This is a genomic window from Streptomyces purpureus, from assembly GCF_014648195.1.
In the GTDB taxonomy this organism is placed as follows: domain Bacteria; phylum Actinomycetota; class Actinomycetes; order Streptomycetales; family Streptomycetaceae; genus Streptomyces; species Streptomyces purpureus.
On sequence record NZ_BMQQ01000006.1, the window covers coordinates 238,790 to 262,624 of the forward strand.

The window sequence follows — 23,835 nt, forward strand, 5'->3', positions numbered from 1 at the left end:
TCAGACCCAGCCGCGGCGGGCCGCTTCCGCTCCCGCTCGGAAGCGGCTCGTCGTGCCCAGGGCCGCGAACAGTTCGCCGACCCGGCGGCTGTACGTGCGGCCCGACATGCCGAGGCGGGAGGCCGCCGTCTCGTCCGTCAGGCCCGCCAGGAGCGCGTCGAGCACCGGACGCAGCCGCTCGGGGAGCGCGTCCGGTGCCCGATGGTCCGGGGTCAGCTCCTCGCCCGCGTCCCAGCACGTGTGATGGGTGCGGACCAGGGCCTGGACGACCACCGGGTCACGGATGAGCAGCATGCCGTTGTAGAGGAGTTCGAGATCGAGGGGGACGGCGGCGACCGTACGGTCGACGACGATCATCTTGAACGGGATCGCGTCGGCCAGCCGGGCCTGGCCGGGGGCGCGCGGAGCCCCCGTGATGTGTGGCAGGGCATGGCGGGGGACGATCCGCCGCACCGCGCCGGCGCGCTCGGCCGCCGCCCGGACGCAGGCGCCGGCCAGTTCGAGGAAGGGTTCAGGGATGGCCCGGCCCGCGCAGCCGGAGGGATCGTCGAAGGTGAGCAGTTCATGACGGGCGGAGGCGGCGAGGCCGGCCAGCGCCGCGCCCACCTGCCGGGGACCGCGCACGGGACAGCCGGGGGGCCGTCTCATGTCGGGTACGGGCGCGTGCGGGTCGCCCCTGCCCTCCCTCCGGGACGTACTGAGCCGGTCGCTCGGTCCCTCCGTCGTGTCCGACCAGCCGATCACAGAGCCCGCGAAGTCCGCCACGGCTGACCACCCCCGCCATCTCGTGCGCAACTCAATGTACGCACGTGGCTCCACTCCGTGACAAGAGGGGGGTGGCCGGGATGGCGAGACCATGCCACCGGGCGCGGTGGTTCACCCCCCGTGCGCCGTTGCCGCATTGGGCCGGGCGCCTCCGGGGCGCCATACGGGCGGTGGCGTGAACGCGTCGGTGAAAGAACGCCGTGGCGGCCGCGTGCCGCGGCCATGATGGGCCCATGCCCACCACCTTCCTCGCCCTCGCCATCGGCTTCACCGGCCTCTACGCCGGCTTCATGCTCATCTTCCTGACCGGCATCATGCCCGCGCTCGCCAGACTGACCGACGGCGAATTCGTCACCGTCATGAGACGCATCAACGAGTACGTTCCCAAGGCCGTGTTCATGGTCGTCTTCATCGGCTTGGTCGTCTTCCCCGCGCTGGCGCTCGCCGTGCCCGTCGAGGGCCGCTCGGACACACAGTTCTGGCTCGTGCTCGCGGGACTGGTGTGCGCGGTGCTCAACCACCTGGTGACCATGGGCGGGAACGTTCCGCTCAACAACGCGCTGGCCGCCTCCGAGGGGCAGCCCGCGAGCGCCGTGCGGGCCGCGTTCGAGGCGAGGTGGAACCGCCTCCACCTGGTCCGTACGGTGCTCGTCACCGCCGCCTTCGGCCTGCTGATCGCCGCGGCCCTGACCTGAGCGGGCGCGGGGCGGTCAGGCCCCGGGCGTGGCCGGCAGGTCCGCCACCTCGACGACCGAGGTGAAGACGGTGTCGTCGCCCTGCCGTCCGGTGACCAGGACCAGACCGCCCCGCTCACCGGGGCCCACCGCGGGCTCGGTCGCTATCCAGCAGGGGCTGCCGAACTCCGCGTACCGGTGGAAGGTGCTGTCCATGGCGACCGGCAGGACCGTGCGGCCCCGCGGAGCCATGGTATGCACCGCCTGGCGGGCCGCCTCCAGGAGCACCATGCCGGGGATGTGGTCGCCGGGGTGGTCGAAGAGGACCGGGTGGCGGGTGTCCGCGCGCAACTGCCAGCGGTTCGGCTGTCCGGTGGGGGCGAGTACGACGTCGAAGTCGCTGAGACGGCCCACCCGCGCGGGCGCCACCGGCGGGGCTGGCGGTTCGGGGTCGGCGGCGGCCAGGGCGGCCAGCTGGGGCGCGCGCACCCGGCGGTAGACGTCGGGACTGGTGCAGGTGTAGCGGGCGCTGCCGGTGGCGACGGTGTGGCCGTCGGCGCTGACCACGACCTCGTAGCTCAGGCCGGCCAGCCGGCCGCCGCGCCGCCTGACGTCGGTGCAGACGATGTCGAGCCGGAGGTCGGCCGGGGCGCCGCCGATGGTGAGACGTTCCCGCCGGACGCTGTAGTTGAGCTCCCACATCAGGAACTGGTGGCCGAGCGGGACGTCGAAGCCCGCGTGGGCCAGCCAGGCCCCCACCTGGCGGATCGTTTCAGCGGCCATCAGCGGGTCGTAGTGGACCCCGCCGACGGCCGCGTAGAAGCTGTGGGCGCGGGGCCATTGGGCGGTGAGCGTGAAGCGCTCCTCGCCGTGCCGGGACCACTCGTCCGTCAGGAACACCTCCGCGACCGCCGCCCGGTGCACGTACTCCCGCGGGGCCGTCGTCGTCAGCCGCAGGCTCTCGCGCGGTGTGCCGTCCGGCGTCGGGGAGGTGCTGGGCGCAACGGTCGTCTGCAGCATGGGCTCCTCAAGGAACGGGCCGGCGAGAGCGAGAGTGCGGCGCGGGTCGGAAGAAAACGGACGGGACTCGCGGAAGATACGAACCCCGAGGTCGGTTTCGCAAGACGTACGTGGCCGAATTCTGGCTGGTTTGTCATGTCGGGATCGGTGGGAGGCGGCCGCGTTCACCATGCTCCAGGGCGGAGTTCAGTCTGCTCGGCGCGGTCTACGGCCCAACAGCGGGCAGCGGAACGGCAGATGTCCGATCTGTGAGACCCGGGGGTTCACCGGCGCTGATGCGTCAGGTATCTTCCAGCTGCCGGAAAATCTGTACCGCCAGGTCTGTTTCGCGGATGTCCGAGACGCCGGTTCGGGGCGCACACCACACCCAGGTGGGCACGGCCCGATACGCCATGGATCGTGGCCGCCCTTGGAGAACCCGTGGAACCCCTGCGACATCTACGCCTCGCCGCCGTGAACATCGACGGCGTCCTGCTGAACGACACCTTCAGCCCGGTCATCCACCACTTCGTCACCAGCCGCGGCGGGCGCTACGACGCCGAGGTCGAGCGGGAGATCTTCTCCCAGACCCAGCTCACCGCCGCGGCCGCCCTGGGCGCCGCCGCCGGAGTCGACCTCACGCCGCAGGAGGTCGTCACCGCCTACTTCGAGGAGCGCGCCGCCTACCTCGCGGCGCACCCGGTGCGGGTTCTCGACGGCGCCACCGAACTGCTCACCCTGCTGCGCGCCCTGGGCCTGCGTACGGTCTGCTACGGCGGCCTCGACAAGGCCCACTTCGACCACCACCTGCGGGCGCAGGCCGGGCTCTTCGACGACCCCGGCTATGTGTGCACCAACGACTTCCGGCCCGGTCTGCACGAGATCACCGGGATCTTCGGGCTCCGCCACGACCAGGTGCTGTTCATCGACGACGTGGCCCGGGTCGGCGAGGCGGCCAAGGAGCTCGGGACCGCCTTCGTCGGGCACCCCAGCGACTTCGCGCACGGTTTCCAGGGCGAGCTGATGCGCCGGGCGGGCGTCCGTCATGTCGTGGGTAAGCTCGGCGAGATCGACGAGCCGCTGCTGCGCCGGATCGACGCCGAGGCCGCCGCCGGCCGCAGCTGGACCGGCTGACCGGCCGTGCCCCGCCACGCCGCCGCCACCCGGCCGAGGCCCGCCGCACACCCGCCCCATCTGCCGAGGGAGACATCCGTCCCATGAGTGCCGACCACCGCCTGCTGACCGGCAAGGTTGCCCTGATCACCGGAGCCAGCAGCGGCATCGGAGCCGCCGCCGCCCGGGTGTTCGCCCGGGAAGGCGCCACCGTGGTGCTCGCCGCGCGCCGCGAGGAGAAGCTGAAGGCCGTCGTGAGCGAGCTGCGCGAGCAGGGCGCCGAGGCCGAGTACGTGGTGGCCGACGTGACCCGCGCCGAGGACACCGCTGCCGCCGTGGGCCGCGCGGTGGAGCGGTACGGCCGCCTGGACGTGGCCTTCAACAACGCCGGCTGGGGCGCCGGCCGCGAGCCGCTGCACACCATGGGCGACGAACTGTTCGACCAGATCATGGACGTGAACGTGCGCGGGGTCTGGAACTGCCTGCGGGACGAGATCTCCGCGATGCTGGCGACCGGCGGCGGGGCGATCGTCAACAACAGCAGCGTCGGCGGCCTGCTCGCCACCCCCGTCGCCGCGCCCTACGTGGCCGCGAAGCACGCCGTCGTGGGGCTCACCAAGGCCGCCGCCGCCGAGTACGCGGCCCAGGGCATCCGGGTCAACTCGGTGGCGCCCGGCACCACCCGTACCGAGGTCGTCACCGAGTGGTTCGCCGCCGTCCCGGGCGTGGAGGAGGCGCTGCACGCCGCGACGCCGCAGCCCCGTACCGCGGAGCCCGAGGAGATAGCGGAGGCGGCCGCGTGGCTGCTCAGCGACCGCGCCTCCTTCGTGACGGGTGCGATCATGCCGGTGGACGGCGGCTTCACCATGGTGTGAGGCCGGACCGGGGGACGGACGTGACGGAGGCGGGCAGAGGGACGGAGAGCCGCCGCGGGGACCAGGGGGAAGCCCCGCGCACAACTCTTGTGCCCTCTGCACGTATCCATCCATACTTGCTGTTTTCGACTGTGAAGTGCGAGCAGGCACGGAGCGCGCGCGAGGCCCCGACCGGGTATCGGGCTATGAGAGGGACGTGACCCCCAATGGCGAAGCAGGATCGCGCGATTCGAACGCGCCAGGCGATCTTGGAAGCGGCCGCCACCGTCTTCGACGAGCGCGGCTACGAGGCCGCGAAGCTCACCGACATCCTGCAGCTGGCCCAGGTCACCAAGGGCGCGCTCTACTTCCACTTCCACTCCAAGGAAGACCTGGCCCACGCGGTGATCGACGCGCAGGTCTCGGCCGTCCCCGTCCCCATGCCACAGGTCTCCAAGCTGCAGGAGTTCGTCGACATCGGCATGGTCTTCGCCCACCGGCTGACCACGGACAGGGTGCTGCGCGGCAGTGTCCGGCTCACGCTCGACCAGGGCGGCAACGAGCTCAGCCGCAGCGGCCCGTACCGCGAGTGGACCGAGCTCAACCTCCGGGTCCTCAACGAGGCCAAGGAGCGCGGCGAGCTGCTGCCGCACGCGGACACCGAGGAGGTCGCCCCGCTCGTCGTGGGCGCGTACGCCGGGCTCAACCTGATGTCCCAGGCGCTCAACAACCCGGCGGACATGGACCGCTGGGCGTCGTCGCTGTACCGGCACCTCCTGCCGAGCATCGCCGTGCCGGCCGTCCTCGCCATGCTCGACATGGAACAGGGTCGGGGCGCACGGGCGTTGGCGGCAGCCGAGGCCGCGACCACCACCGCGTAGGCCGATTTGAGCCCACACGTGGGCTCAAAAAACATACCCGGCTCCCCGTTTTCTGAGGATGCTACGAACTCTTCATCCGCCGTACGCCCGCCATTGAGGTTCCAAAGCGTACCCGCCGGTCCACAATCTGGACCGGCGGGTACGCTTCATTGAGGCTCTGACGCAGACTTGATGGCTTGATACCCGGTCAAAACAGTCATATGCCCCCGGAGTTCGGTGCCGCTAATCCATACCTCCGGGTTTCTTATTGACATGCCTCCGGGTCTGCTTTTCTAATCGAACGTGGGCCGAGCCGCGCCAAGACTGAGGGGGCAGAGTGGACGTCCGGATCCTGGGGGGACTGTCAGTGCAGGAGAACGGGGTCTCGGTGACACCGACGGCCGCCGCTCCACAACAGGTCCTGGCGCTGCTGGCGGCCAAGGCGGACCAGGTCGTCCCCGTGGCCGTCCTCGTCGAGGAGCTGTGGCCCTCCGTCCCGCCCCGCGGCGCACGGGCCCTGCTCCAGGGGTACGTCCAGGAGTTGCGCGCCCTGATCACCACCGCGCTGCGCTCCGGTGAACCGCCCGAACCGGGCTCCTCGTGGCTGGAGCGCCGCACCGCCGACGCCGTCCTGGTCTCCCTGCCCGGCGGCTACCGGCTCGACACAGGTGGCGGCACCATCGACTCCTCGCAGTTCGAGCGGGCCACCGGCGCCGGGTACCGCGCCATGGAAGCCGGTGATTTACAGCGCGCCGCGCGCAGGCTCGGCGAGGGCCTGGCCCTCTGGCACGGTGAGGCCTTCGCGGGGGTGGCCGCCGGACCCCATCTGCGCGAGGAGATATCCCGCCTGGAGAAGTCCCGGCTCAGCGCCCTCGACCAGTGGGTGGAGGCGCAGCTGCGGCTCGGCCGCCACTTCGAGATGATCTCGGACCTCTCCGAACTGGTCGCCCAGTACCGCACCCACGAGCCGCTGCACGGCCAGTTCATGGTGGCGCTGCTGCGCTGCGGCCGCCGCGACGAGGCCCTGGAGGTCTACCAGCGGCTCAGCAACGGCCTGAAGAAGGAATCCGGCGTCGAGCCGTCCGCGCGGCTGCGCAGGCTCCAGCGGTCCATCCTGACCCTCCGCGACGTGGCCCGGCCCAGGAGCCGGCCCACGCTGCCGGTACGGGTCCCGGCGGCGTCGTTCCTCCCGGCCGGCTCGTTCGTCTGACAGCCCGACCCCGGCGGCAATTGGGAACAGCACGCAAGAGGGCGGGGCAGGACTTGTGGTCCTGCCCCGCCCTCTGTTTCCCCCTCGGCCCTCGGCCTGGTTCCGTAGTGATCATCTCCGCGACGGCCAGGCCGATCCACACCGGCGCCGGAAGTCCGTCAAGTCATCCCTTCCGGGCGAAGAACCGCAGCAGCTCCCGCTCGTCCTCGTCGGTGAGCGCCACCGCGAACAGCTCCCGCAGAGCCAGCACCGTGTCCGCCGCGGACAGCTCCTGCCGCTCCTCGCGGCCGTCCGGGTACTCGGTCACCAGCACCTTGTCCTGAAGCAGCCGGCGCTCCTTCTCGCTCTCGCGCTGGGCCACCAGCTGCCCAACGAACGGCGACCCGGGCCGGGTCGAGCTGAGGTAGTGCGCGGCCTCGAAGTCGATGCGGAACTGCGGCTCCTGCCGGAAGGCGTACATGTCGAACCAGTCGCCCCGCCGGGCACACTGCACGATCCAGTCGGGGCCGTCGGCGACCAGCCGCCACGTCCACTCGGCCACCGTCACCGTCGCCCCGTCCTCCAGCGGCATCGGGTCGATCAGCCCGCTGTGGCCGTAGCCGGCGTCCGCCAGCCAGATCCGGCCCTCCGCCCGCACCAGCAGCACGGTGTGGGTGCGGAAACGGCGCCGGGTCTCGCCCTGGCGGATCCGGGCGAGCAGCCGGGTGACCGGGAAGCCGAGGCGGTCGAGGGCGGCGGCGAGCAGGAGGTTGTTCTCGTAGCAGTAGCCGCCGCGGCCGGCTCGTACCAGCTTGTCCTGGATCCGGTCGAGGTCGAGCGAGACCGGGCGGCCCAGCGCGATGTCGACGTTCTCGAAGGTGATGGTGGACATGTGCCCGCGGTGCACGCGGGCCAGCGTGTCCGCGGTGGGCGTGCGCGCGCCGGTGAAGCCGATCCGGTCGAGATACGCGTCGAGGTCGAGGCGGTCGCTCTGCCACTCCTGCGCGGTCTCCACCTCGGTGGGCAGGCCGTACGTTCCCAACATGGCGTCCGTTCCCAACATGCCGTGCTCTCCTCAGGGTTCGTGCCGGTTCGGGTACCGGTCGGATTTCGGGTACCGGTCAGATGCGGTAGGGCTCTTCGGGGCGGTGCGGGTCGGGGCGGAACATCTCCGGCGGGATCGTGTCCGGGCACACCGCGTCCGGGTCGATGGCGGTGACGGCGAAACCGTCGCCTCTCCACGCCTCAGGCCCGGCCGGGGCGGGCACCGTAGGTCCCGGCGCCGTAGCTCCCGGCTCCGCCGGCAGCTTCAGCGCGGCCGCGAGGCCGGCCGCCAGCGCCGCGCCGAGGACGGGCCCGACGAGATAGGCCACCAGGAAGCCGGTGTTGCCGGACATCAGCGCGGGCCCGAACTGGCGGGCCGGATTGACCGAGCCGCCCGACACCGGGCCCAGGACGGCGATGAAGCCGGTGATGCACAGCCCCACCGCGCCTGGGATCAGCCACTCCCAGCGCGGCCTGATCAGCAGCGCGGCCACGATCGTCATGCACACCAGCTGCGCGACGGTCTCGGCGGCGAGCACGCCCCAGAACCCCCAGCCGGGCGACGGCGCCACCGCCGCGTACCCGACCTGCGGCAGGCCGACCGTGGGGCCCCAGACCAGGCCCGCGAGCCAGGTCCCGGCGACCGCGCCGGTCATCTGCGCCACGCAGAAGGGCAGCACGTCCCGGCCGGGGAAGACCCGCAGCATCCACAGCCCGATGCTCACCGAAGGGTTCATGTGCCCCGCGGTCTTCCGGCTCATCGAGTAATGGATGATCGCGGTGTTGACGACGCCGAAGAACACGCCCATCGCCACGAACGCCGCCTGCCCCCTCAGTACGGAGCCGAGCGGCGCGTCCGGGGCGAAGATCCAGCGGGCGCTGGTGACGATGAGGAACAGGATCCCCGCGGTGATCAGGAACTCCAGGAGCACCGTGCGCCCCCGGGGCGGGAGGTAGCGCCCGATCGCCGCCCTGGACGGCTTCCGGTGGCTGCCTGGCAGGCGGTGGTTGTCCATCGTTCGTACTCCGTGTGTCCGGTGGGGCGGGTGATACGTGGCCCTGGAACGCCGGTACGCCGGGCACCGCCCGGAGGCGGTACCCGGCGCCTGGCAGGGCAGCGGTCTGCTCAGAGCTCCACGCGGACGTCGTACTCGGCGACCCAGGCGTTGAACTCGACCAGGCGCTCCATCACGGCGCGGGTACCCCACAGACCGCCGAGCGCCGAGTACTCCTCCAGCGGCTTGTCCAGCAGCTTCTGGATCCCCTCACGGGAGACCAGGCGCAGCACCGGCGAGCCGTCGTACAGCAGCTCCTCGACCTTGGCGCGCAGGGCGCGGACGTACTCCAGGTCCTGGGTGGAGGGGTACGGGCTCTTCTTGCGCTCCAGCACCGACTCGGGCAGGACGTGCGCGGCGGCCGCGCGCAGAAGGCTCTTCTCCCGGCCGTCGAAGTTCTTCATCTCCCACGGCACGTTGTAGACGTACTCGACGAGCCGGTGGTCGGTGAAGGGGACGCGGACCTCGAGGCTCGCGGACATCGAGATCCGGTCCTTGCGGTCGAGCAGGAACTTCTCCCAGTGGGTGATGTTGAGCCAGGTCAGTTCCTTCATCCTGGTCTCGTGGGCGGAGTCGCCGGGCAGGCGGGGCACGGCCTCCAGGGTCTCGGCGTAGCGCCGCTTGACGTACTCCTCCAGGCCGAGCCGGTCCCAGAGGCCGATCTCCTTGATCGTGCCGAGGCCGCCGAGCCGGCGCCAGGCGTCGTACCACGGGAAGGTGTCGCCGTTCACCGCCTCCTCGTCGAAGAACCAGTTGTAGCCGCCGAAGATCTCGTCGGCCGCCTCGCCCGAGAGGGCCACCGTGACGCGCTCCTTGAGCGCCTTGCACAGGTGGTAGAGGGAGTGCTCCATGTCGCCGGTGGAGACCGGCAGGTCCTGGGCGCGCAGCACCCGGGCGCGGACGGACTCGTCGAGGATGTCGGTGTTCTCCAGCTCCACGATGACGTGGTCGGCGCCCGCGTGCCCCGCGACGTCGACGGCGTACGGCGTGTCCGGGTCCATCCAGATGCCGTTGTCCCGGAACGTCTCGCCGTGGTCCTTGAAGTCCACGGAGAACGCCGTGATGCGCTCCGTCTTGCCCTGGTCGCGCAGGACCTTGGCGGCGAGCGCGGTCACCGCGCTGGAGTCCAGGCCGCCGGAGAGCAGCGTGCCCACCTTCACGTCGGCGATCAGCTGCCGCTCGATGATGTCCTCGAGGAGGCCGCGGACCGTCCCGATCGTGGTGTCGAGGTCGTCGGTGTGCTCGCGCGCCTCGAGCCGCCAGTACGTACGGACCGTGTGCCCGTCGCGGGAGAAGCGGACGGAGGTGCCGGGGACGACCTCGTGCATGCCCTTGAAGACGGCGTGCCCGGGGGTGTTGATGATGGCGAAGATCTCCGCCAGGCCCTCGGCGTCGACGACCGCCTCGGCCTCAGGGTGCGCCAGGATCGACTTGGCCTCGGAGCCGAACAGCACACCGTCGGCGGTGGGGTAGTAGTAGAGCGGCTTGACGCCCATCCGGTCGCGCACGAGCAGGAGTTCCTCGGTGCGCGGGTCCCAGATCGCCAGCGCGTACATGCCGTTGAGCCGCTCGGCGAACGCGTCGCCCCACTCCAGGTAGGCGTGCAGGACCACCTCGGTGTCGCTGTGGGTGCGGAACCGGTGGCCGAGGCTGGTCAGTTCCTCCTTCAGCTCCAGGAAGTTGTAGACCTCGCCGGTGTAGACGAGGACGGGCTGCCCGTCGTCGCTGCCGTCGACGTGCATCGGCTGACGGCCGTTCTCCAGGTCGATGATGGAGAGCCGGCGGTGGCCGAGGGCGGCGTGCCGCGACAGCCAGATGCCGCCGTCGTCCGGGCCGCGGCACTCCAGGGTCCGGGTCATGGCCGAGGCCGTGTCCCCGGCGAGCGTCAGATCACGGTCGTAACCGACCCAGCCGGTGAGTCCGCACATGGCGCCTCAGTTCCTTTCTCGGGCTCCCCGGGGTTCGCCCGGGGCAGTGGTGAGCGGGGGGTACGCCGTCAGGGGCGCGGGACCGGGACCCAGCCGGCGGTGTCCCAGTGGGCGAGCTGGCGCAGCGCGGACGGCGTGCCCACGCGGGCCACGTTCTCGCCGCCGAGGAGCAGCGTGCTGGGCCGGTCCGGTGAGAAGACCGGCCAGTGCGGTGCGTTCGGGCTGCTGGGGGCCTTGCCCCGGGCGAACGAGGCGATCAGGTCGATGAAGGTGTCCGACACCAGACGCTCCAGCGGGCCGTCGCCGTAGTGCGGGGCGTTGACCGGGATGCCGTACGTGCCGAACAGGAACTTCGACGTGGCCTCGTGCGGGGTGCCGGTCAGCGGCGGGGCGACCGGGTGCGCGAACTCCATCAGATAGCTGGGGACGTCCGGCCGCTCGCGGGCCTGCCGCTCGGCGAGCCGGGTGATCTGGTAGCGGAAGAGGCTGTCGCCCCAGATCGCGCCCCAGATGGAGACCGGGTCCTGGGGGAGGCCGTCGATGGTGGCGGCCCTGCGGTAGGCGGAGATCGTCGCGTCGACCTCGGTCTGGGCGACATGGACCGCGCCCTTGTCGAGCACGGCACGGATCGCGTCCCGCAGCTCGGCGTCGTTGGTGGGGTGCGGGCCGGGGAAGGGGTAGCCGGGGCCGGTGGTGAAGAACGACCCTTCGGTGCGCCCGTAGACGGCCAGCGTCGGCAGGGCGGGGGTGGGCATGGCGTGGTCGTGGCCGAGCATCCAGCGGCCGTCGACGACCGGGCCGCGGTACTCCCGCCAGGTGTCGACCTCACGCTGGGTCGGACTGCCGGAGAAGAGCTGCTCCCAGGTGTCCTTCAGCCGGTCGGCGGGGACCTGGCGCAGCCCCTTGACGGTGGTGCCGAGCTTGCGCGCGATCAGCTCGAAGACCTCGTGGGAGTCCTCGGGGGTGAGCGTGCTGGCCGGCTCCCACACATGCTTGACGCTGATCGGCACGATCCGCTGGATGATGCCCCGGAATTCGGGGAGCTGGGCGAGCTGCCAGGTGGAGGAGCCGCCCGCGGAGGTGCCGGTCAGGGTGATGTTGTCCGGGTCGCCGCCGAACGCGGCGGCGTTGCGCCGGACCCAGTGCACCAGGGCCGCCTGGTCCTGCAGGCCCCAGTTCGAGTACGCGCGGGTGCGCGGGTCGGCCAGGTCCTCGTGCAGACCCCAGCCCAGCACGCCCAGGCGGTAGTTGAAGGTGATGACGACCATGTCGCCGCGGGCGGCCGGGCGGGCGCCGTCGAAGTCGGGCTCGCTGCCGGCGCCGAGGAACCAGCCACCGCCGTGGATGTAGATCACCACCGGGCGGGAGCCCTTGGTGTCCGGGGTCCAGACGTTGGCGTAGAGGCTGTCCTCGCTGGAGCCCGGCAGATACGTCTGGTACGAGACCGGCGCGAAGCGGGTGGCGTCGCGTACCCCGCTCCAGGGGGTGACCGACCGTGGTGAGCAGTAGCGCAGCGCGCCGACCGGGGGAGCGGCGTACGGCACCCCGCGGAAGACCGAAAGACCGCCGCCGCGCTCGCCGGCTATGAGTCCGCCGCTGATTCTGGTGACGACCGGCCCGGAGGCGCCGTCGCCCTCCTGGTCCGTACGCTCGCGGGCCTGGGCCGCGGTGGGTACGGTCACGGCCGCCGCCAGCGCGGCAGCGGCCGCCACGACAGAACGTCTCCGAGGCTCATGAGCAACTCCCGACTGGGACATATACAAACTCCCCGTGCGTACGGTGCGTACGAATGCCGAATGAGGCGACGATCGTGATGCTGCCTCAGCGGCTCGGAGGGGCCAATGCCGGTCGGCGTACTCAGTCAGGTCCCCGAAGACCTGACGGATTCACGCCGGGGCCTTTGAGCGGGCCCCACGGCATCGGCAGGATCTAGCCATGACAACGTCGATTCTGGAGTCTCGCCCCCTATTCGAGCTGGGCGCCGAGATTCACATCGCAGCCTCGGCCGACAAGATCTACTCGATCGTCAGCGACATGAAGCGCCATTCCGAGTGGAGCTCGGAACTCCAGGACGGCAAGTGGCTGTCCGGTGAGCCCGGAGCAGTCGGCTCCGTATTCCTCGGGGAGAACTTCCGCAGCGACGACATCGTCACCTGGGCGCCGCTCATCCGCGGAATCTGGCACACGAAGTCGGAAGTCGTGGAGACCTCTCCCGGTCAGGCATTCCGCTGGAAGATCCATTCAAAGACCGGAGAGCCCCAGGACCTCGTCTGGTCGTTCGTGCTCACCCCGGGCGAGGACGGCACCACGCTCTCCCAGACCTTCCGGATGGGATACGCCTCGCCCGGAATCCACGAGATCACCAAGGACATGGACGAGCCCGACAAGCGGAAGTTCATCGCCGACTGGACCGTGAAGATGACCCGGGACATCCAGGAGACCCTGGAGAAGATCAAGGTCGTCGTCGAGAAGGCCTGACCAGCCTCCCGCTCGGTCCGGGCCGGCCGGTGGCCCGCGGTGTGCACACCGCGGCCCCGGCCGGCTCTTTCATGCCTCCCCCCACGCACCACCACCCCCACGTTCCCCCCATGCACGGCTCCCCCCCCATGCACGGCTCCGAGCGCGCAGACGGGCGCGCCCAGAAACGAGGGGAATCCCCGACCCATGCTCAGCAGACGACGGTTCATAGGCGCCTCCCTCGCCGCAGGAGGCACCCTCGCCACCGGTGCCGCTCTCTCGCCGCTGATCGGCGCGCGGGCCCTGGCCGAGGCGGACACCGCCGCAACCTCCAGCCCCTTCTCCTTCTTCACCCAGCCCATGCCGATGCCGCAGGTCATCGCGCCGAGCTCGACCACGGGGGGCATCGACACCTACAACGTGTCGATCAAGAAGGCGATCAAGGAGATCGTGCCCGGGGTGCTCACCGAGGTGTTCAGCTTCAACAACGCCTTCCCCGGGCTGATCCGGGCCACCACCGGCCGCCCGGTGGTCATCAACCAGTACAACAAGCTGGACATGCCGGTCGCCATCCACCTCCACGGCGGCCATGTGGCACCCGAGCACGACGGCGACCCCATGGACACCATCGCGCCGGCGGGCGTACGGCAGTACCACTACCCCAACGACCAGCCGCACGCCCCGCTCTGGTTCCACGACCACGCCCACCACATGGAGTCCGAGCACGTCTACCGCGGCCTGTCCGCGTTCTACCTGCTCACCGACCCCACCGAGCAGGCGCTGCCGCTGCCCTCGGGCGTGTACGACGTGCCGATCATGCTGCGCGAGGCCGACATCGACCCGTCCGGGAAGCTCGTCTACACCATGGACGACTTCATGGGCCGCGACACCATCCTCGCGAACGGCAAGGCGTGGCCCTACTTCCAGGTCGCGGCCCGTAAGTACCGCTTCCGGCTGCTCAACTCGACCAACCTTCGGTTCTTCACCCTCAAGACCTCCGACGGCTCTCCGGTCATCCAGATCGGCTCCGACGGCGGCCTCCTGGAGAAACCTTTCACCACCGACACGGTGGCCCTCTCGCCCGGCGAGCGCGCGGACGTCGTCATCGACTTCTCCCGCTACCGCGTCGGCACCGGAATCGTCCTGGAGAACACCGAGGGCCCCGGCCCCGCCGAGCGCACCGGCAAGGTGCTCCGCTTCGACGTGGTCAAGACGACCGACGACCCCAGCTCCGTCCCGGCGACCCTGCGCACCCTGCCCCCGCTGCCCGCCGTCACCGGCCGGCGCACGGTGGTGATGAGCATGGACGAGGACAGCCGGCCGAACCCGCAGGGCTATATGGACGGCAAGGTCTACGACCACCGCCGGATCGACAACACCGTGCCGTGGGGCGGTTCCGAAATCTGGACCGTGACCAATGCGAATCTCGGTATTCCGCACAACTTCCATATCCATCTCGTGCAGTTCCGCATCCTCACCCGCAACGGCAACCCACCGGGTCCCGCCGAGGCCGGTCTCAAGGACACCATACGCGTGATGCCGGGCGAAACAGTCACGTTCCAGGCCAACTTCGACAGCTTCCGGGGGAAGTATCTGTACCACTGCCACATGCTCGATCACGCCGCCATGGGAATGATGGCGCAGATGGAAATCGTCTGACCGAGCGCGGAACGCCCGGTCGCGATGTGACCGGGCTCACCGTCGACTTGATGGATTATCGGGCCACTTGACGGAGTGCGGCCGAGCGCATTGGCCGCACCTCGTCGCCCAATGGATGATTCCCGGGAATTACGCGCCGTCGGGCCGTTCATCCACTTCAGCGGAGTTTCTCTCATGACGAATGTTGCCGTCATCTACTACTCGTCGACCGGAAATGTTCACCTGCTCGCCCAGGCCGCGGCCGACGCGGCGGAGAAGGCCGGCGCCGAGGTCCGGCTGCGGAAGGTGGCGGAACTGGCCCCGCAAGCCGTCATCGACGCCAAGCCGGAGTGGGCCGAACACGCCCAGGCCACCCGCGACATCGAGATCGCCGCCCTCGACGACCTGGAGTGGGCCGACGTCATCCTGCTCGGCACGCCCACCCGGTTCGGGCAGTGCGCGGCCCAGCTGAAGCAGTTCATCGACACCACCGGCGGGCTGTGGGCGCAGGGCAAGCTCGTGAACAAGGTGACCTCCGCGTTCACCTCCACGTCGACCACCCACGGCGGCCAGGAGTCGACCCTCCTCGCCCTCAACAACACCTTCTACCACTGGGGTTCGATCATCGTGCCGCCCGGCTACGCCGACGCGGTCCAGTTCGCCCCCGCCAACGGCAACCCGTACGGCACCTCCAGCGTGTCCAACAACCAGGCGGCCGCCGTGGCCGAGGAGAACCTCGCCGCCATCGACTTCCAGACCCGCCGCGCCGTAGAGATCGCCACCGCCCTCAACAAGGGCCTGCGCGGCGCCTGAGGCACCGGGGGCGAACCGCCCCCGCCTCCCGGCCGCCGTCCCCGGCCGGAGCCCCAGCCCTTCCCTGTCGCCATAGGAGACACCACCGTGGACAACACTCTGCTCGACATACGGCTCAAGCCGGCCCTGCAACAGCCCACATGGGAGGACGAATCGCAGGTGGAGCGGGTGCGGGAGGAGCTGCGCGTCCGGCCCGCGCTGGTCAGCGCCACCGACGTGGACACCCTGCGGTCGCTGCTCGCCAAGGCGGCCGCGGGTGAGGCGGTCGTCGTGCAGTCCGGCGACTGCTCCGAGGACCCCGACGAATCGACCGCCCACCACGTCGCCCGCAAGGCGGCCGTCCTCGACCTGCTCGCCGGCACCATGAAGATGATCACCCACAAGCCGGTGATCCGGGTCGGCCGCATGGCGGGCCAGTTCGGCAAGCCCCGCTCCAACGACACCGAGAAGGTCGGCGACCTCGAACTCCCCGTCTACCGAGGCCACATGGTCAACGGCCCCGAGCCCGACGAGGAGAGCCGCCGCCCCGACCCGCTGCGCCTGCTCACCGGCTACATGGCCGCCAACGACATCATGGGTCACCTCGGCTGGCGCAAGCCCGTCGGCCGCCCGGTCATCGACCCGCCCGTCTGGACCAGCCACGAGGCGCTGCTCCTCGACTACGAGGTCCCGATGCTGCGCCGCGACGACGAGGGCCGGCTGCTCCTCGCCTCCACCCACTGGCCGTGGATCGGCGAACGCACCCGCCAGGTCGACGGCGCTCATGTCGCCCTGCTCGCCGAGGTCACCAACCCGGTCGCCTGCAAGGTCGGGCCGTCCATGACCACCGACACGCTGCTCGCCCTGTGCGAGCGCCTCGACCCCGAGCGCGAGCCCGGCCGGCTCACCCTGATCGCCCGTATGGGCGCCGGGAAGGTCACCGAGAAGCTCCCGCCGCTCGTCGAGGCGGTACGCGCCGCCGGCCACCCGGTCATCTGGCTCACCGACCCGATGCACGGCAACACCGTCACCGCCCCCGGCGGACTCAAGACCCGCCTCACCACCACCGTCGAACGCGAGATCTCCGGATTCCAGCTCGCCGTGCGCTCCAGCGGCGGCATAGCGGGCGGCGTCCACCTGGAGACCACCCCCGACGACGTCACCGAGTGCGTCCGCGACGAGGACCAGCTGGGCCGCTGCGGCGAGCACTACACCAGCTTCTGCGACCCCCGGCTCAACCCGGCCCAGGCGATGTCGGTCCTCGCCGCCTGGCGCGCCTGACCCACCAAGACCCACGTCACGGAGGTAAGGACATGCAGCAGAAGATCGCCCTCGTCACCGGGGCGGCGGGCGGGATCGGCGCCGCGGTCGTCCGGGCCCTGGCCACGCGCGGCGCCACCGTCGCCGCCGTCGACCGGGACGAGACCCTGCTCAAGCAGCGCGTCACCGAACTCGCCGACGCCGGTCTGAAGGTCGAGGCGTTCCCCGCCGACGTCACCGACGGCGCCCAGGTCACCGCCCTCGTCGATGAGGCCGAACGGCGCCTGGGTCCCATCGACTTCCTCGTCAACGCCGCCGGTGTGCTCCGCCTCGGAGAGGTACGCACCTTCAGCGACGAGGACTGGGCGGCCACCTTCGCCGTCAACGCCACCGGCGTCTTCCGGGTCTCCCGGACCGTCGTCGACCGCATGATCCCGCGCGGCGGCGGCGCCATCGTCACCGTCGCCTCCAACGCCGCCAACACCCCCCGCAGCGAGATGGCCGCGTACGCCGCCTCCAAGGCCGCCGCGTCCCTGTTCACCAAGTCGCTCGGCCTGGAGGTAGCCAAGTACGGCATCCGCTGCAACCTGGTCGCCCCCGGCTCCACGGACACCCCGATGCTCTCGTCCATGTGGCACGACGAGTCGGGCGCCAAGGGCACCATCGAGGGCCGCCCCGACGCCTACCGGGTCGGCATCCCCCTGAAGAAGCTGGCCCAGCCGCAGGACGTCGCCGACGCCGTCGTCTTCCTCCTGTCCGACCAGGCCTCGCACATCACGCTGCACGACCTCACGGTCGACGGCGGCGCCTCGCTCGGCGCCTGACCCCACCAGCCGCACCCACCACCCGCACCCCACCACCCGTACGAGTCACGAGAGGACGGTCATGGCCGGGATACCGCCCATCGAGGCCTATCCGTTGCCGACGGCGGGCGCCCTGCCGCCCAACACCCCCACGTGGTCCATCGACCCGGACCGCGCGGTGCTGCTCGTCCACGACATGCAGCGCTACTTCCTCGGCCCCTTCCCGCAGCCCCTGCGCGACCAGCTGGTGGCCAACGCCGCCCAGCTCCGCGACCGCTGCGCCGCGCACGGCGTCCCCGTCGCGTACACGGCGCAGCCCGGCGGCATGACCCCCGAACAGCGCGGTCTGCTGGCGGACTTCTGGGGCCCTGGCATGAAGGTCGACCCGGCCGACCGCGAGGTGGTCGCCCCGCTCGCGCCCACCGCCGCGGACTGGCTGCTCACCAAATGGCGCTACAGCGCCTTCTTCAAGACCGACCTGCTGGAGCGGATGCGCTTCCACGGCCGCGACCAGCTGATCATCTGCGGCGTCTACGCCCATGTCGGCGTCCTCGCCAGCGCCGTCGAGGCGTTCACCAACGACATCGAGACGTTCCTCGTCGCCGACGCCGTCGGCGACTTCTCCGAGGCCGAACACTGGCAGGCCGTCGACTACGCCGCCAAGCGCTGCGCCGTCGTCACCACCACCAAGGAGGTCCTCGCATGAGCCCCACCGACCGCGACCTCCTCTCCCGGATCCTCGGCCCCACCCCGCCGCCCGCCTTCGCGGTGCTGCACCGACCCGAGGCCACCGGCCCGCACGGGCTCGACATCCTCCTCGGTGAGGTCGGCGAGCCGGCGACGCTCGCCGACATCCCGCTGCCCGACCAGGCCACGGAACCCGGCGTCGCCCGGCACGAAGTCCTCGCCGTCGTCCCGTACCGCCAGATCGGCGAGCGCGGCTTCGCCTGCGCCGACGACGGCTCCCCGCTCATCGCACTGACCGTCACCGACCAGGAGACCGTCGCCCTCGACGCGGCCCTGTCGCGGATCCCCGACGTGCCGATCAAGCTGACCGGCGGGCACTTCGACGTCGACGACGCCGACTACGCCGAGATCGTGCGCCGGGTCATCGCCGACGAGATCGGCACCGGCGAGGGCGCCAACTTCGTCATCCGCCGCTCCTTCACCGCCGACATCACCGACTACGGGCTGCCCAGCGCGCTCGCCTTCTTCCGCCGCCTCGTGGAGCGGGAGTCGGGGGCGTACTGGACCTTCCTCGTCCACACCGGCGAGCGGACCTTCGTCGGCGCCTCCCCCGAGCGGCACGTCTCGCTCCAGGACGGCACCGCCGTCATGAACCCCATCAGCGGCACCTACCGCTACCCGGCCACCGGCCCCACCCTGCCCGGCGTCCTGGACTTCCTCGCCGACCGCAAGGAGGCCGACGAGCTCTACATGGTCGTCGACGAAGAGCTCAAGATGATGGCCCGGATCTGCGACGCGGGCGGCCGGGTCGTCGGCCCGTACCTCAAGGAGATGGCCCGCCTCGCCCACACCGAGTACTTCATCGAGGGCCGCACCACCCGCGACCCCCGCGAGATCCTGCGCGAGACCATGTTCGCGCCGACCGTCACCGGCTCCCCGCTGGAGAGCGCCTGCCGGGTCATCGGCAAGTACGAACCCGAAGGCCGCGGCTACTACAGCGGCGTCGTCGCCCTCATCGGCCGCGACGAGCACGGCGGCCGCGCCATGGACTCCGCCATTCTCATCCGGACCGCCGACATCGATCGCACGGGACGGGTGCGCATCGGTGTCGGCGCCACACTCGTACGCCACTCCGACCCGGAGTCCGAGGTCGCCGAGACCCGGGCCAAGGCCGCCGGACTGCTCGCCGCGCTGGAGAACGACGGGACCTCCCGCTTCCACGCCCACCCGAGCGTCCGCGCCGCCCTGGAGCAGCGCAACGAGACCATCGCGGGCTTCTGGCTCGCCGAGGACGCGGCCCGCGGCCGCCCGGACCCCGTCCTGGCCGGGCAGCGCATCCTGATCGTCGACGCGGAGGACACCTTCACCTCGATGATCGGCCAGCAGGTCCGCTCCATGGGCCCGCGGGTGACGGTCCGCCGCTTCGACGAGGACTACTCCTTCGACGGCTACGACCTCGTCATCATGGGGCCCGGCCCCGGCGACCCGCGCGAGGCCGACCACCCCAAGATCGCCCATCTGCGGGCGGCCGTCTCCACACTCCTGGAGCAGCGGCGGCCGTTCCTCGCCGTCTGCCTCAGCCACCAGGTCCTCAGCATGCGCCTCGGCCTGGACCTCGCCCGCCGGGACGTCCCCAACCAAGGCGTCCAGAAGGAGATCGACCTCTTCGGCAGCCGCGAACGCGTCGGCTTCTACAACACCTTCGCCGCCCGCAGCGACACCGACACCCTCCACGCCCCCGGCATCGGCACCGTGGAGGTGAGCCGCGACCCGGCCACCGGAGAGGTCCACGCCCTGCGCGGACCGTACTTCGCCTCCATGCAGTTCCACGCCGAGTCCGTCCTCACCCAGGACGGGCCGCGGATCGTCGGCGGACTGCTCGGCCAACTGGCCACCGGCATCCCGGCGGCCCCGGCCGCCCCGGTCGTCCCCGTCGGATGAGCCCCCGATGAACGGGCCCCTCGTCGTCCTCGTCGGGCCGATGGGCTCCGGCAAGTCCACGGTGGGCGCGCTCCTCGCCGAACGGCTCGGCGCGCCCTACCGGGACACCGACGACGACGTCGTCTCCGCCGAAGGCCGCCCGATCCCCGAGATCTTCGCGGCCGACGGCGAGGCGTACTTCCGCGAACGCGAACACCTCGCCGTGCGCACCGCCGTCGCCGGGCACCCCGGCGTCCTCGCCCTCGGCGGCGGCGCCGTGGTCGACCCGCGCACCCGGCGGATCCTCGCCGGGCAGCCGGTCGTCCACCTCTCGCTCGGCGTCGACGAGGCGCTGCGCAGGGTCGGTCCCGGCTCCGGCCGGCCCCTGCTCACCGGCGACCCCCGCGCCCGCTGGCGGGCCCTCGCGGACGCCCGCCGCCCGCTGTACGACGAGGTCGCCCGCGCAGTCGTCGCCACCGACGGCCGCACCCCCGAAGAGGTCGCCCGAGCGGTCCTCCAGGAACTGAAGCTGAGGGACGAATGACGGACCAGAGCGTGACCCGTATCCATGTGGCGGGCAGCGCGGGCACCGACCCGTACGACGTACTGGTCGGCCGCGGGCTGCTCGGCGAGCTGCCCGGGCTCGTCGGCGACCGGGCGCGCCGCGTGGCCCTGATCCACCCGGTGACGCTCGCCACGCACGCCGAGGCCCTGCGGGAGGACCTCGACGCCCACGGCTACGCCACCACGGTCCTGCCGGTCCCCGACGCGGAGGGCGCCAAGTCCGCCCAGGTCGCCGCCGACTGCTGGGAGGCCCTCGGCCGGGCCGGGTTCACCCGCACCGACGTCGTCGTCGGCGTCGGCGGCGGAGCCACCTCCGACCTCGCCGGGTTCGTCGCCGCGAGCTGGCTGCGCGGGGTGCGCTGGATCGCCGTACCCACCACCGTCCTCGGCATGGTCGACGCGGCCGTCGGCGGCAAGACCGGCATCAACACCGGCGCCGGGAAGAACCTCGTCGGCGCCTTCCACCCGCCCGCCGGGGTGCTGTGCGACCTCACCACCCTCGACACCCTGCCGGTCCACGACTACGCCGGCGGACTCGCCGAGATCATCAAGGCCGGTTTCATCGCCGACCCGGTCATCCTCGACCTGATCGAGACCGACCCGCGGGCCGCCCGCAGCCCGCACGGCCCGCATACCGCCCAGCTCGTCGAACGCTCCATCCGCGTCAAGGCCGACGTCGTCTCCTGCGACCTGAAGGAGTCCGGCCTCCGCGAGATCCTCAACTACGGCCACACCCTGGCCCACGCCATCGAGAAGAACGAGCGCTACACCTGGCGGCACGGCGCCGCCGTCTCCGTGGGCATGGTCTTCGCCGCCCAACTCGGCCTGCTCACCGGCCACCTGGACGAGCGGACCGTACGGCGCCACAGCAGCGTCCTCGGCTCGGTCGGCCTGCCCCTCAGCTACCGCGGCGACCAGTGGCCGAAGCTCCTGGACACCATGAAGGTCGACAAGAAGTCCCGGGGCGACCTGCTGCGGTTCATCGTCCTCGACGGACTCGCCAGGCCGACCGTCCTGGAAGGCCCCGACCCGGACGTCCTGGCCGCCGCCTACCGTGAGGTGTCCGCATGAGCCCGCTGCCCACCCGCCGGGTGCTCGTCCTCAACGGCCCCAACATCGGCCGGCTCGGCTCCCGCGAACCCGCCGTCTACGGCACCACCAGCTACGCCGGACTCGTCAAGGCCTGCGAGGAACTGGGCGCCGCCCTCGGCCTCGATGTGCAGGTCCGCGAGACCAACCACGAAGGCGTGCTCGTCGAATGGCTCCACGAGGCCGCCGACGGCGAGATCCCCGTCGTCCTCAACCCCGGCGCCTTCACGCACTACTCGTACGCCGTCCGGGACGCGGCCGCCCAGCGCACCGCGCCGCTGATCGAAGTACACCTCTCCAACCCGCACGCCCGCGAGGAGTTCCGGCACCACTCCGTGGTCTCACCCGTCGCCAGCGGTACCGTCGCCGGACTCGGCATCGGCTCCTACCGGCTGGCCCTGCGGGCGCTCGCCGACGCGGAGATAAGCCCCATCGACCAGGAGCGCCGCCCATGACCCGGACCACCACGAGCCCCGGGCGCACCGCCCGTATCCCCGGCTCCAAGAGCATCACCAACCGTGCCGCGCTGCTCGCCGCTGCCGCCCAGGGCACCTCCCGGCTACGGGCGCCCCTCGTCAGCGACGACACCCTCGCCTTCCGCACCGCGCTCACCGGCCTCGGTGTCCCCGTCCGGGCCACGGACGACGACACCAGCTGGGAGATCACCGGCGGCGGCCGAGGCCCCACCGGCGACGCCGACGTGTGGTGCAACGACGCCGGGACCGCCGCCCGCTTCCTGCCGCCGTTCGCCGCGACCGGCACCGGCCGGTTCACCTTCGACGGGTCCCCGCAGCTGCGCGCCCGCCCCCTGCGGCCGCTCGCCGACGCCCTCACCCGGCTCGGCGCCGACGTCCGTACGGAATCCGGCGCGTCGCTGCCGCTGACGGTGCGGGCGAGCGGCCTCGACGGCGGCCGGATCGAGCTGGACTCCTCGCTCAGCAGCCAGTACCTCACCGGGCTGCTGATGGCCGCGCCCCTGATGCGGACCCCGCTGGAGGTCGGCGCGCGCGACCTCGTCTCGCGCCCGTACATCGACATGACCATCGCCCTGATGCGGCGGTTCGGCGCCGAGGTGAGCGAGAGCGACGGCACGCTCAGGGTCGGCACCCGCCCCTACCGGGCCACGGACCTCCACATCGAGCCGGACGCCTCCACCGCCTCGTACGTCTTCGCCGCCGCCGCGGTCACCGGCACCACGATCACCGTCCCCGGCCTCGGTCGCGACAGCCTCCAGGGCGACCTGCGGTTCGTCGAGGCCCTGCGCAAGGCCGGCGCGGACGTCGAGATCGGCGCGGACGCCACGACCGTCACCGGCACCGGGCGGCTGCGTGGCGGATTCGACCTCGACATGGGCGAGATCTCCGACACCTTCATGACGCTGGCCGCGATCGCCCCGCTCGCCGACGCGCCGGTCACCATCCGCGGCATCGGCCACGCCCGGCTCAAGGAGTCGGACCGGATCGCCGCCGTCGCCAAGAACCTCGTGGCGGCCGGGATCCGTGTCGAGGAGGGCCGCGACCGGATCACCGTGCACCCCGGCGTCCCCGCCCCGACCAGGATCGCCTGCCACCGGGACCACCGGATCGCCATGGCCTTCACGGTCCTGGGCCTCGCCGCCGCGCCGGGCACGATCACCCTGGACGACCCCGCGTGCGTCGGCAAGACGTTCCCCGGATTCCACACCGAGCTGCGCCGGCTCTTCCCGGCGTACGAACCACAGGAGGAGCACCGTTGAGCAGGTTGCGCTGGCTGACGGCGGGGGAGTCCCACGGACCCGCGCTGGTCGCGACGCTGGAGGGTCTTCCCGCCGGTGTCCCGGTCACGACGGAGATGGTGGCGGACCACCTCGCGCGGCGGCGCCTCGGCTATGGGCGCGGGGCGCGGATGAAGTTCGAGCAGGACGAGGTGACGTTCCTGGGCGGTGTCCGGCACGGTCTCTCCATGGGCTCCCCGGTGGCCGTGATGGTGGGCAACACCGAGTGGCCCAAGTGGGAGAAGGTGATGTCGGCCGACCCGGTGGACCCTGCGGAACTGGCCACCTCGGCCCGTAACGCGCCCCTCACCCGCCCCCGCCCCGGCCACGCCGACCTGGCGGGCATGCAGAAGTACGGTTTCGACGAGGCGCGCCCGGTGCTTGAGCGGGC

At 71.4% G+C, this 23,835-nt stretch carries 23 protein-coding genes; 17 read left to right on the forward strand and 6 right to left on the reverse strand.

Annotation, left to right across the window (positions count from 1 at the left end; all coding sequences use genetic code 11):
• Positions 1-648, reverse strand: a complete 648-nt coding sequence (locus IEZ01_RS11255) for a helix-turn-helix transcriptional regulator (protein ID WP_229832867.1) — start codon at positions 646-648, stop codon at positions 1-3.
• A gap of 350 nt (positions 649-998) precedes the next feature.
• Between IEZ01_RS11255 and IEZ01_RS11260 the strand changes: the two genes are divergently transcribed.
• Positions 999-1,460, forward strand: a complete 462-nt coding sequence (locus IEZ01_RS11260; RefSeq protein WP_189201422.1) for an anthrone oxygenase family protein — start codon at positions 999-1,001, stop codon at positions 1,458-1,460.
• Between the two features lie 15 nt (positions 1,461-1,475).
• On the opposite strand, the gene IEZ01_RS11265 is transcribed toward IEZ01_RS11260, so the two are convergent.
• Positions 1,476-2,459 (reverse strand): ScbA/BarX family gamma-butyrolactone biosynthesis protein, encoded by a 984-nt coding sequence (locus IEZ01_RS11265; RefSeq protein ID WP_019886502.1) that lies wholly within the window; start codon positions 2,457-2,459, stop codon positions 1,476-1,478.
• Between the two features lie 420 nt (positions 2,460-2,879).
• Between IEZ01_RS11265 and IEZ01_RS11270 the strand changes: the two genes are divergently transcribed.
• The 4 genes from IEZ01_RS11270 to IEZ01_RS11285 all read left to right on the forward strand — a co-directional run bounded on the left by IEZ01_RS11270 (position 2,880) and on the right by IEZ01_RS11285 (position 6,475).
• Entirely contained in the window at positions 2,880-3,572 is a 693-nt protein-coding gene (locus IEZ01_RS11270) for an HAD family hydrolase (protein ID WP_229832869.1), read from the forward strand.
• An 83-nt stretch (positions 3,573-3,655) separates the two neighbouring features.
• Positions 3,656-4,426: an SDR family NAD(P)-dependent oxidoreductase gene (locus tag IEZ01_RS11275; protein ID WP_019886500.1), complete on the forward strand. Its 771-nt coding sequence runs from the start codon at positions 3,656-3,658 to the stop codon at positions 4,424-4,426.
• A 206-nt stretch (positions 4,427-4,632) separates the two neighbouring features.
• On the forward strand, positions 4,633-5,286 hold the full coding sequence (locus IEZ01_RS11280) for a ScbR family autoregulator-binding transcription factor (protein ID WP_028797547.1): 654 nt from the start codon (positions 4,633-4,635) through the stop codon (positions 5,284-5,286).
• 316 nt (positions 5,287-5,602) lie between these two features.
• Positions 5,603-6,475, forward strand: a complete 873-nt coding sequence (locus tag IEZ01_RS11285; RefSeq protein WP_019886497.1) for an AfsR/SARP family transcriptional regulator — start codon at positions 5,603-5,605, stop codon at positions 6,473-6,475.
• A gap of 163 nt (positions 6,476-6,638) precedes the next feature.
• Here the strand turns inward: IEZ01_RS11285 and IEZ01_RS11290 are convergent, their stop codons facing one another.
• From IEZ01_RS11290 to IEZ01_RS11305, 4 genes are all read right to left on the reverse strand, one after another.
• Positions 6,639-7,517, reverse strand: a complete 879-nt coding sequence (locus IEZ01_RS11290) for an arylamine N-acetyltransferase family protein (RefSeq protein WP_229832872.1) — start codon at positions 7,515-7,517, stop codon at positions 6,639-6,641.
• A 58-nt stretch (positions 7,518-7,575) separates the two neighbouring features.
• On the reverse strand, positions 7,576-8,514 hold the full coding sequence (locus tag IEZ01_RS11295) for an MIP/aquaporin family protein (protein WP_019886494.1): 939 nt from the start codon (positions 8,512-8,514) through the stop codon (positions 7,576-7,578).
• A 110-nt stretch (positions 8,515-8,624) separates the two neighbouring features.
• The gene (gene asnB / locus IEZ01_RS11300; RefSeq protein WP_189201424.1) at positions 8,625-10,481 is read right to left on the reverse strand and encodes an asparagine synthase (glutamine-hydrolyzing); all 1,857 of its coding nucleotides are present in this window, start codon (positions 10,479-10,481) and stop codon (positions 8,625-8,627) included.
• A 68-nt stretch (positions 10,482-10,549) separates the two neighbouring features.
• Positions 10,550-12,193: a carboxylesterase family protein gene (locus IEZ01_RS11305; protein ID WP_189201426.1), complete on the reverse strand. Its 1,644-nt coding sequence runs from the start codon at positions 12,191-12,193 to the stop codon at positions 10,550-10,552.
• 223 nt (positions 12,194-12,416) lie between these two features.
• Between IEZ01_RS11305 and IEZ01_RS11310 the strand changes: the two genes are divergently transcribed.
• From IEZ01_RS11310 to IEZ01_RS11365, 12 genes are all read left to right on the forward strand, one after another.
• Positions 12,417-12,959: an SRPBCC family protein gene (locus IEZ01_RS11310; protein ID WP_019886491.1), complete on the forward strand. Its 543-nt coding sequence runs from the start codon at positions 12,417-12,419 to the stop codon at positions 12,957-12,959.
• Positions 12,960-13,145: 186 nt separating this feature from the next.
• The gene (locus IEZ01_RS11315; protein ID WP_189201428.1) at positions 13,146-14,597 is read left to right on the forward strand and encodes a multicopper oxidase family protein; all 1,452 of its coding nucleotides are present in this window, start codon (positions 13,146-13,148) and stop codon (positions 14,595-14,597) included.
• Between the two features lie 174 nt (positions 14,598-14,771).
• Positions 14,772-15,389, forward strand: coding sequence for an NAD(P)H:quinone oxidoreductase (wrbA, locus tag IEZ01_RS11320; RefSeq protein ID WP_019886486.1), 618 nt, complete (start codon positions 14,772-14,774; stop codon positions 15,387-15,389).
• An 87-nt stretch (positions 15,390-15,476) separates the two neighbouring features.
• Positions 15,477-16,649, forward strand: coding sequence for a 3-deoxy-7-phosphoheptulonate synthase (locus tag IEZ01_RS11325; RefSeq protein ID WP_189201430.1), 1,173 nt, complete (start codon positions 15,477-15,479; stop codon positions 16,647-16,649).
• A 32-nt stretch (positions 16,650-16,681) separates the two neighbouring features.
• Complete coding sequence (locus IEZ01_RS11330; RefSeq protein WP_019886483.1) at positions 16,682-17,452, forward strand: 2,3-dihydro-2,3-dihydroxybenzoate dehydrogenase; 771 nt, start codon at positions 16,682-16,684, stop codon at positions 17,450-17,452.
• Positions 17,453-17,513: 61 nt separating this feature from the next.
• Entirely contained in the window at positions 17,514-18,137 is a 624-nt protein-coding gene (locus IEZ01_RS11335) for an isochorismatase family protein (protein ID WP_019886482.1), read from the forward strand.
• Entirely contained in the window at positions 18,134-20,059 is a 1,926-nt protein-coding gene (locus IEZ01_RS11340; RefSeq protein WP_189201432.1) for an anthranilate synthase family protein, read from the forward strand. Before IEZ01_RS11335 ends, IEZ01_RS11340 begins: the two co-directional genes overlap by 4 nt.
• A gap of 7 nt (positions 20,060-20,066) precedes the next feature.
• The gene (locus IEZ01_RS11345; RefSeq protein WP_019886478.1) at positions 20,067-20,582 is read left to right on the forward strand and encodes a shikimate kinase; all 516 of its coding nucleotides are present in this window, start codon (positions 20,067-20,069) and stop codon (positions 20,580-20,582) included.
• The gene (gene aroB / locus IEZ01_RS11350; protein ID WP_189201434.1) at positions 20,579-21,673 is read left to right on the forward strand and encodes a 3-dehydroquinate synthase; all 1,095 of its coding nucleotides are present in this window, start codon (positions 20,579-20,581) and stop codon (positions 21,671-21,673) included. The genes IEZ01_RS11345 and aroB overlap by 4 nt, the downstream gene beginning before the upstream one ends.
• Complete coding sequence (gene aroQ / locus IEZ01_RS11355; protein WP_019886476.1) at positions 21,670-22,146, forward strand: type II 3-dehydroquinate dehydratase; 477 nt, start codon at positions 21,670-21,672, stop codon at positions 22,144-22,146. Before aroB ends, aroQ begins: the two co-directional genes overlap by 4 nt.
• The gene (gene aroA, locus IEZ01_RS11360) at positions 22,143-23,426 is read left to right on the forward strand and encodes a 3-phosphoshikimate 1-carboxyvinyltransferase (RefSeq protein WP_189201436.1); all 1,284 of its coding nucleotides are present in this window, start codon (positions 22,143-22,145) and stop codon (positions 23,424-23,426) included. Before aroQ ends, aroA begins: the two co-directional genes overlap by 4 nt.
• Positions 23,423-23,835 (forward strand): chorismate synthase (locus tag IEZ01_RS11365; protein ID WP_189201439.1); only part of this gene is annotated, 413 nt, incomplete at its 3' end. The genes aroA and IEZ01_RS11365, both read left to right, overlap by 4 nt.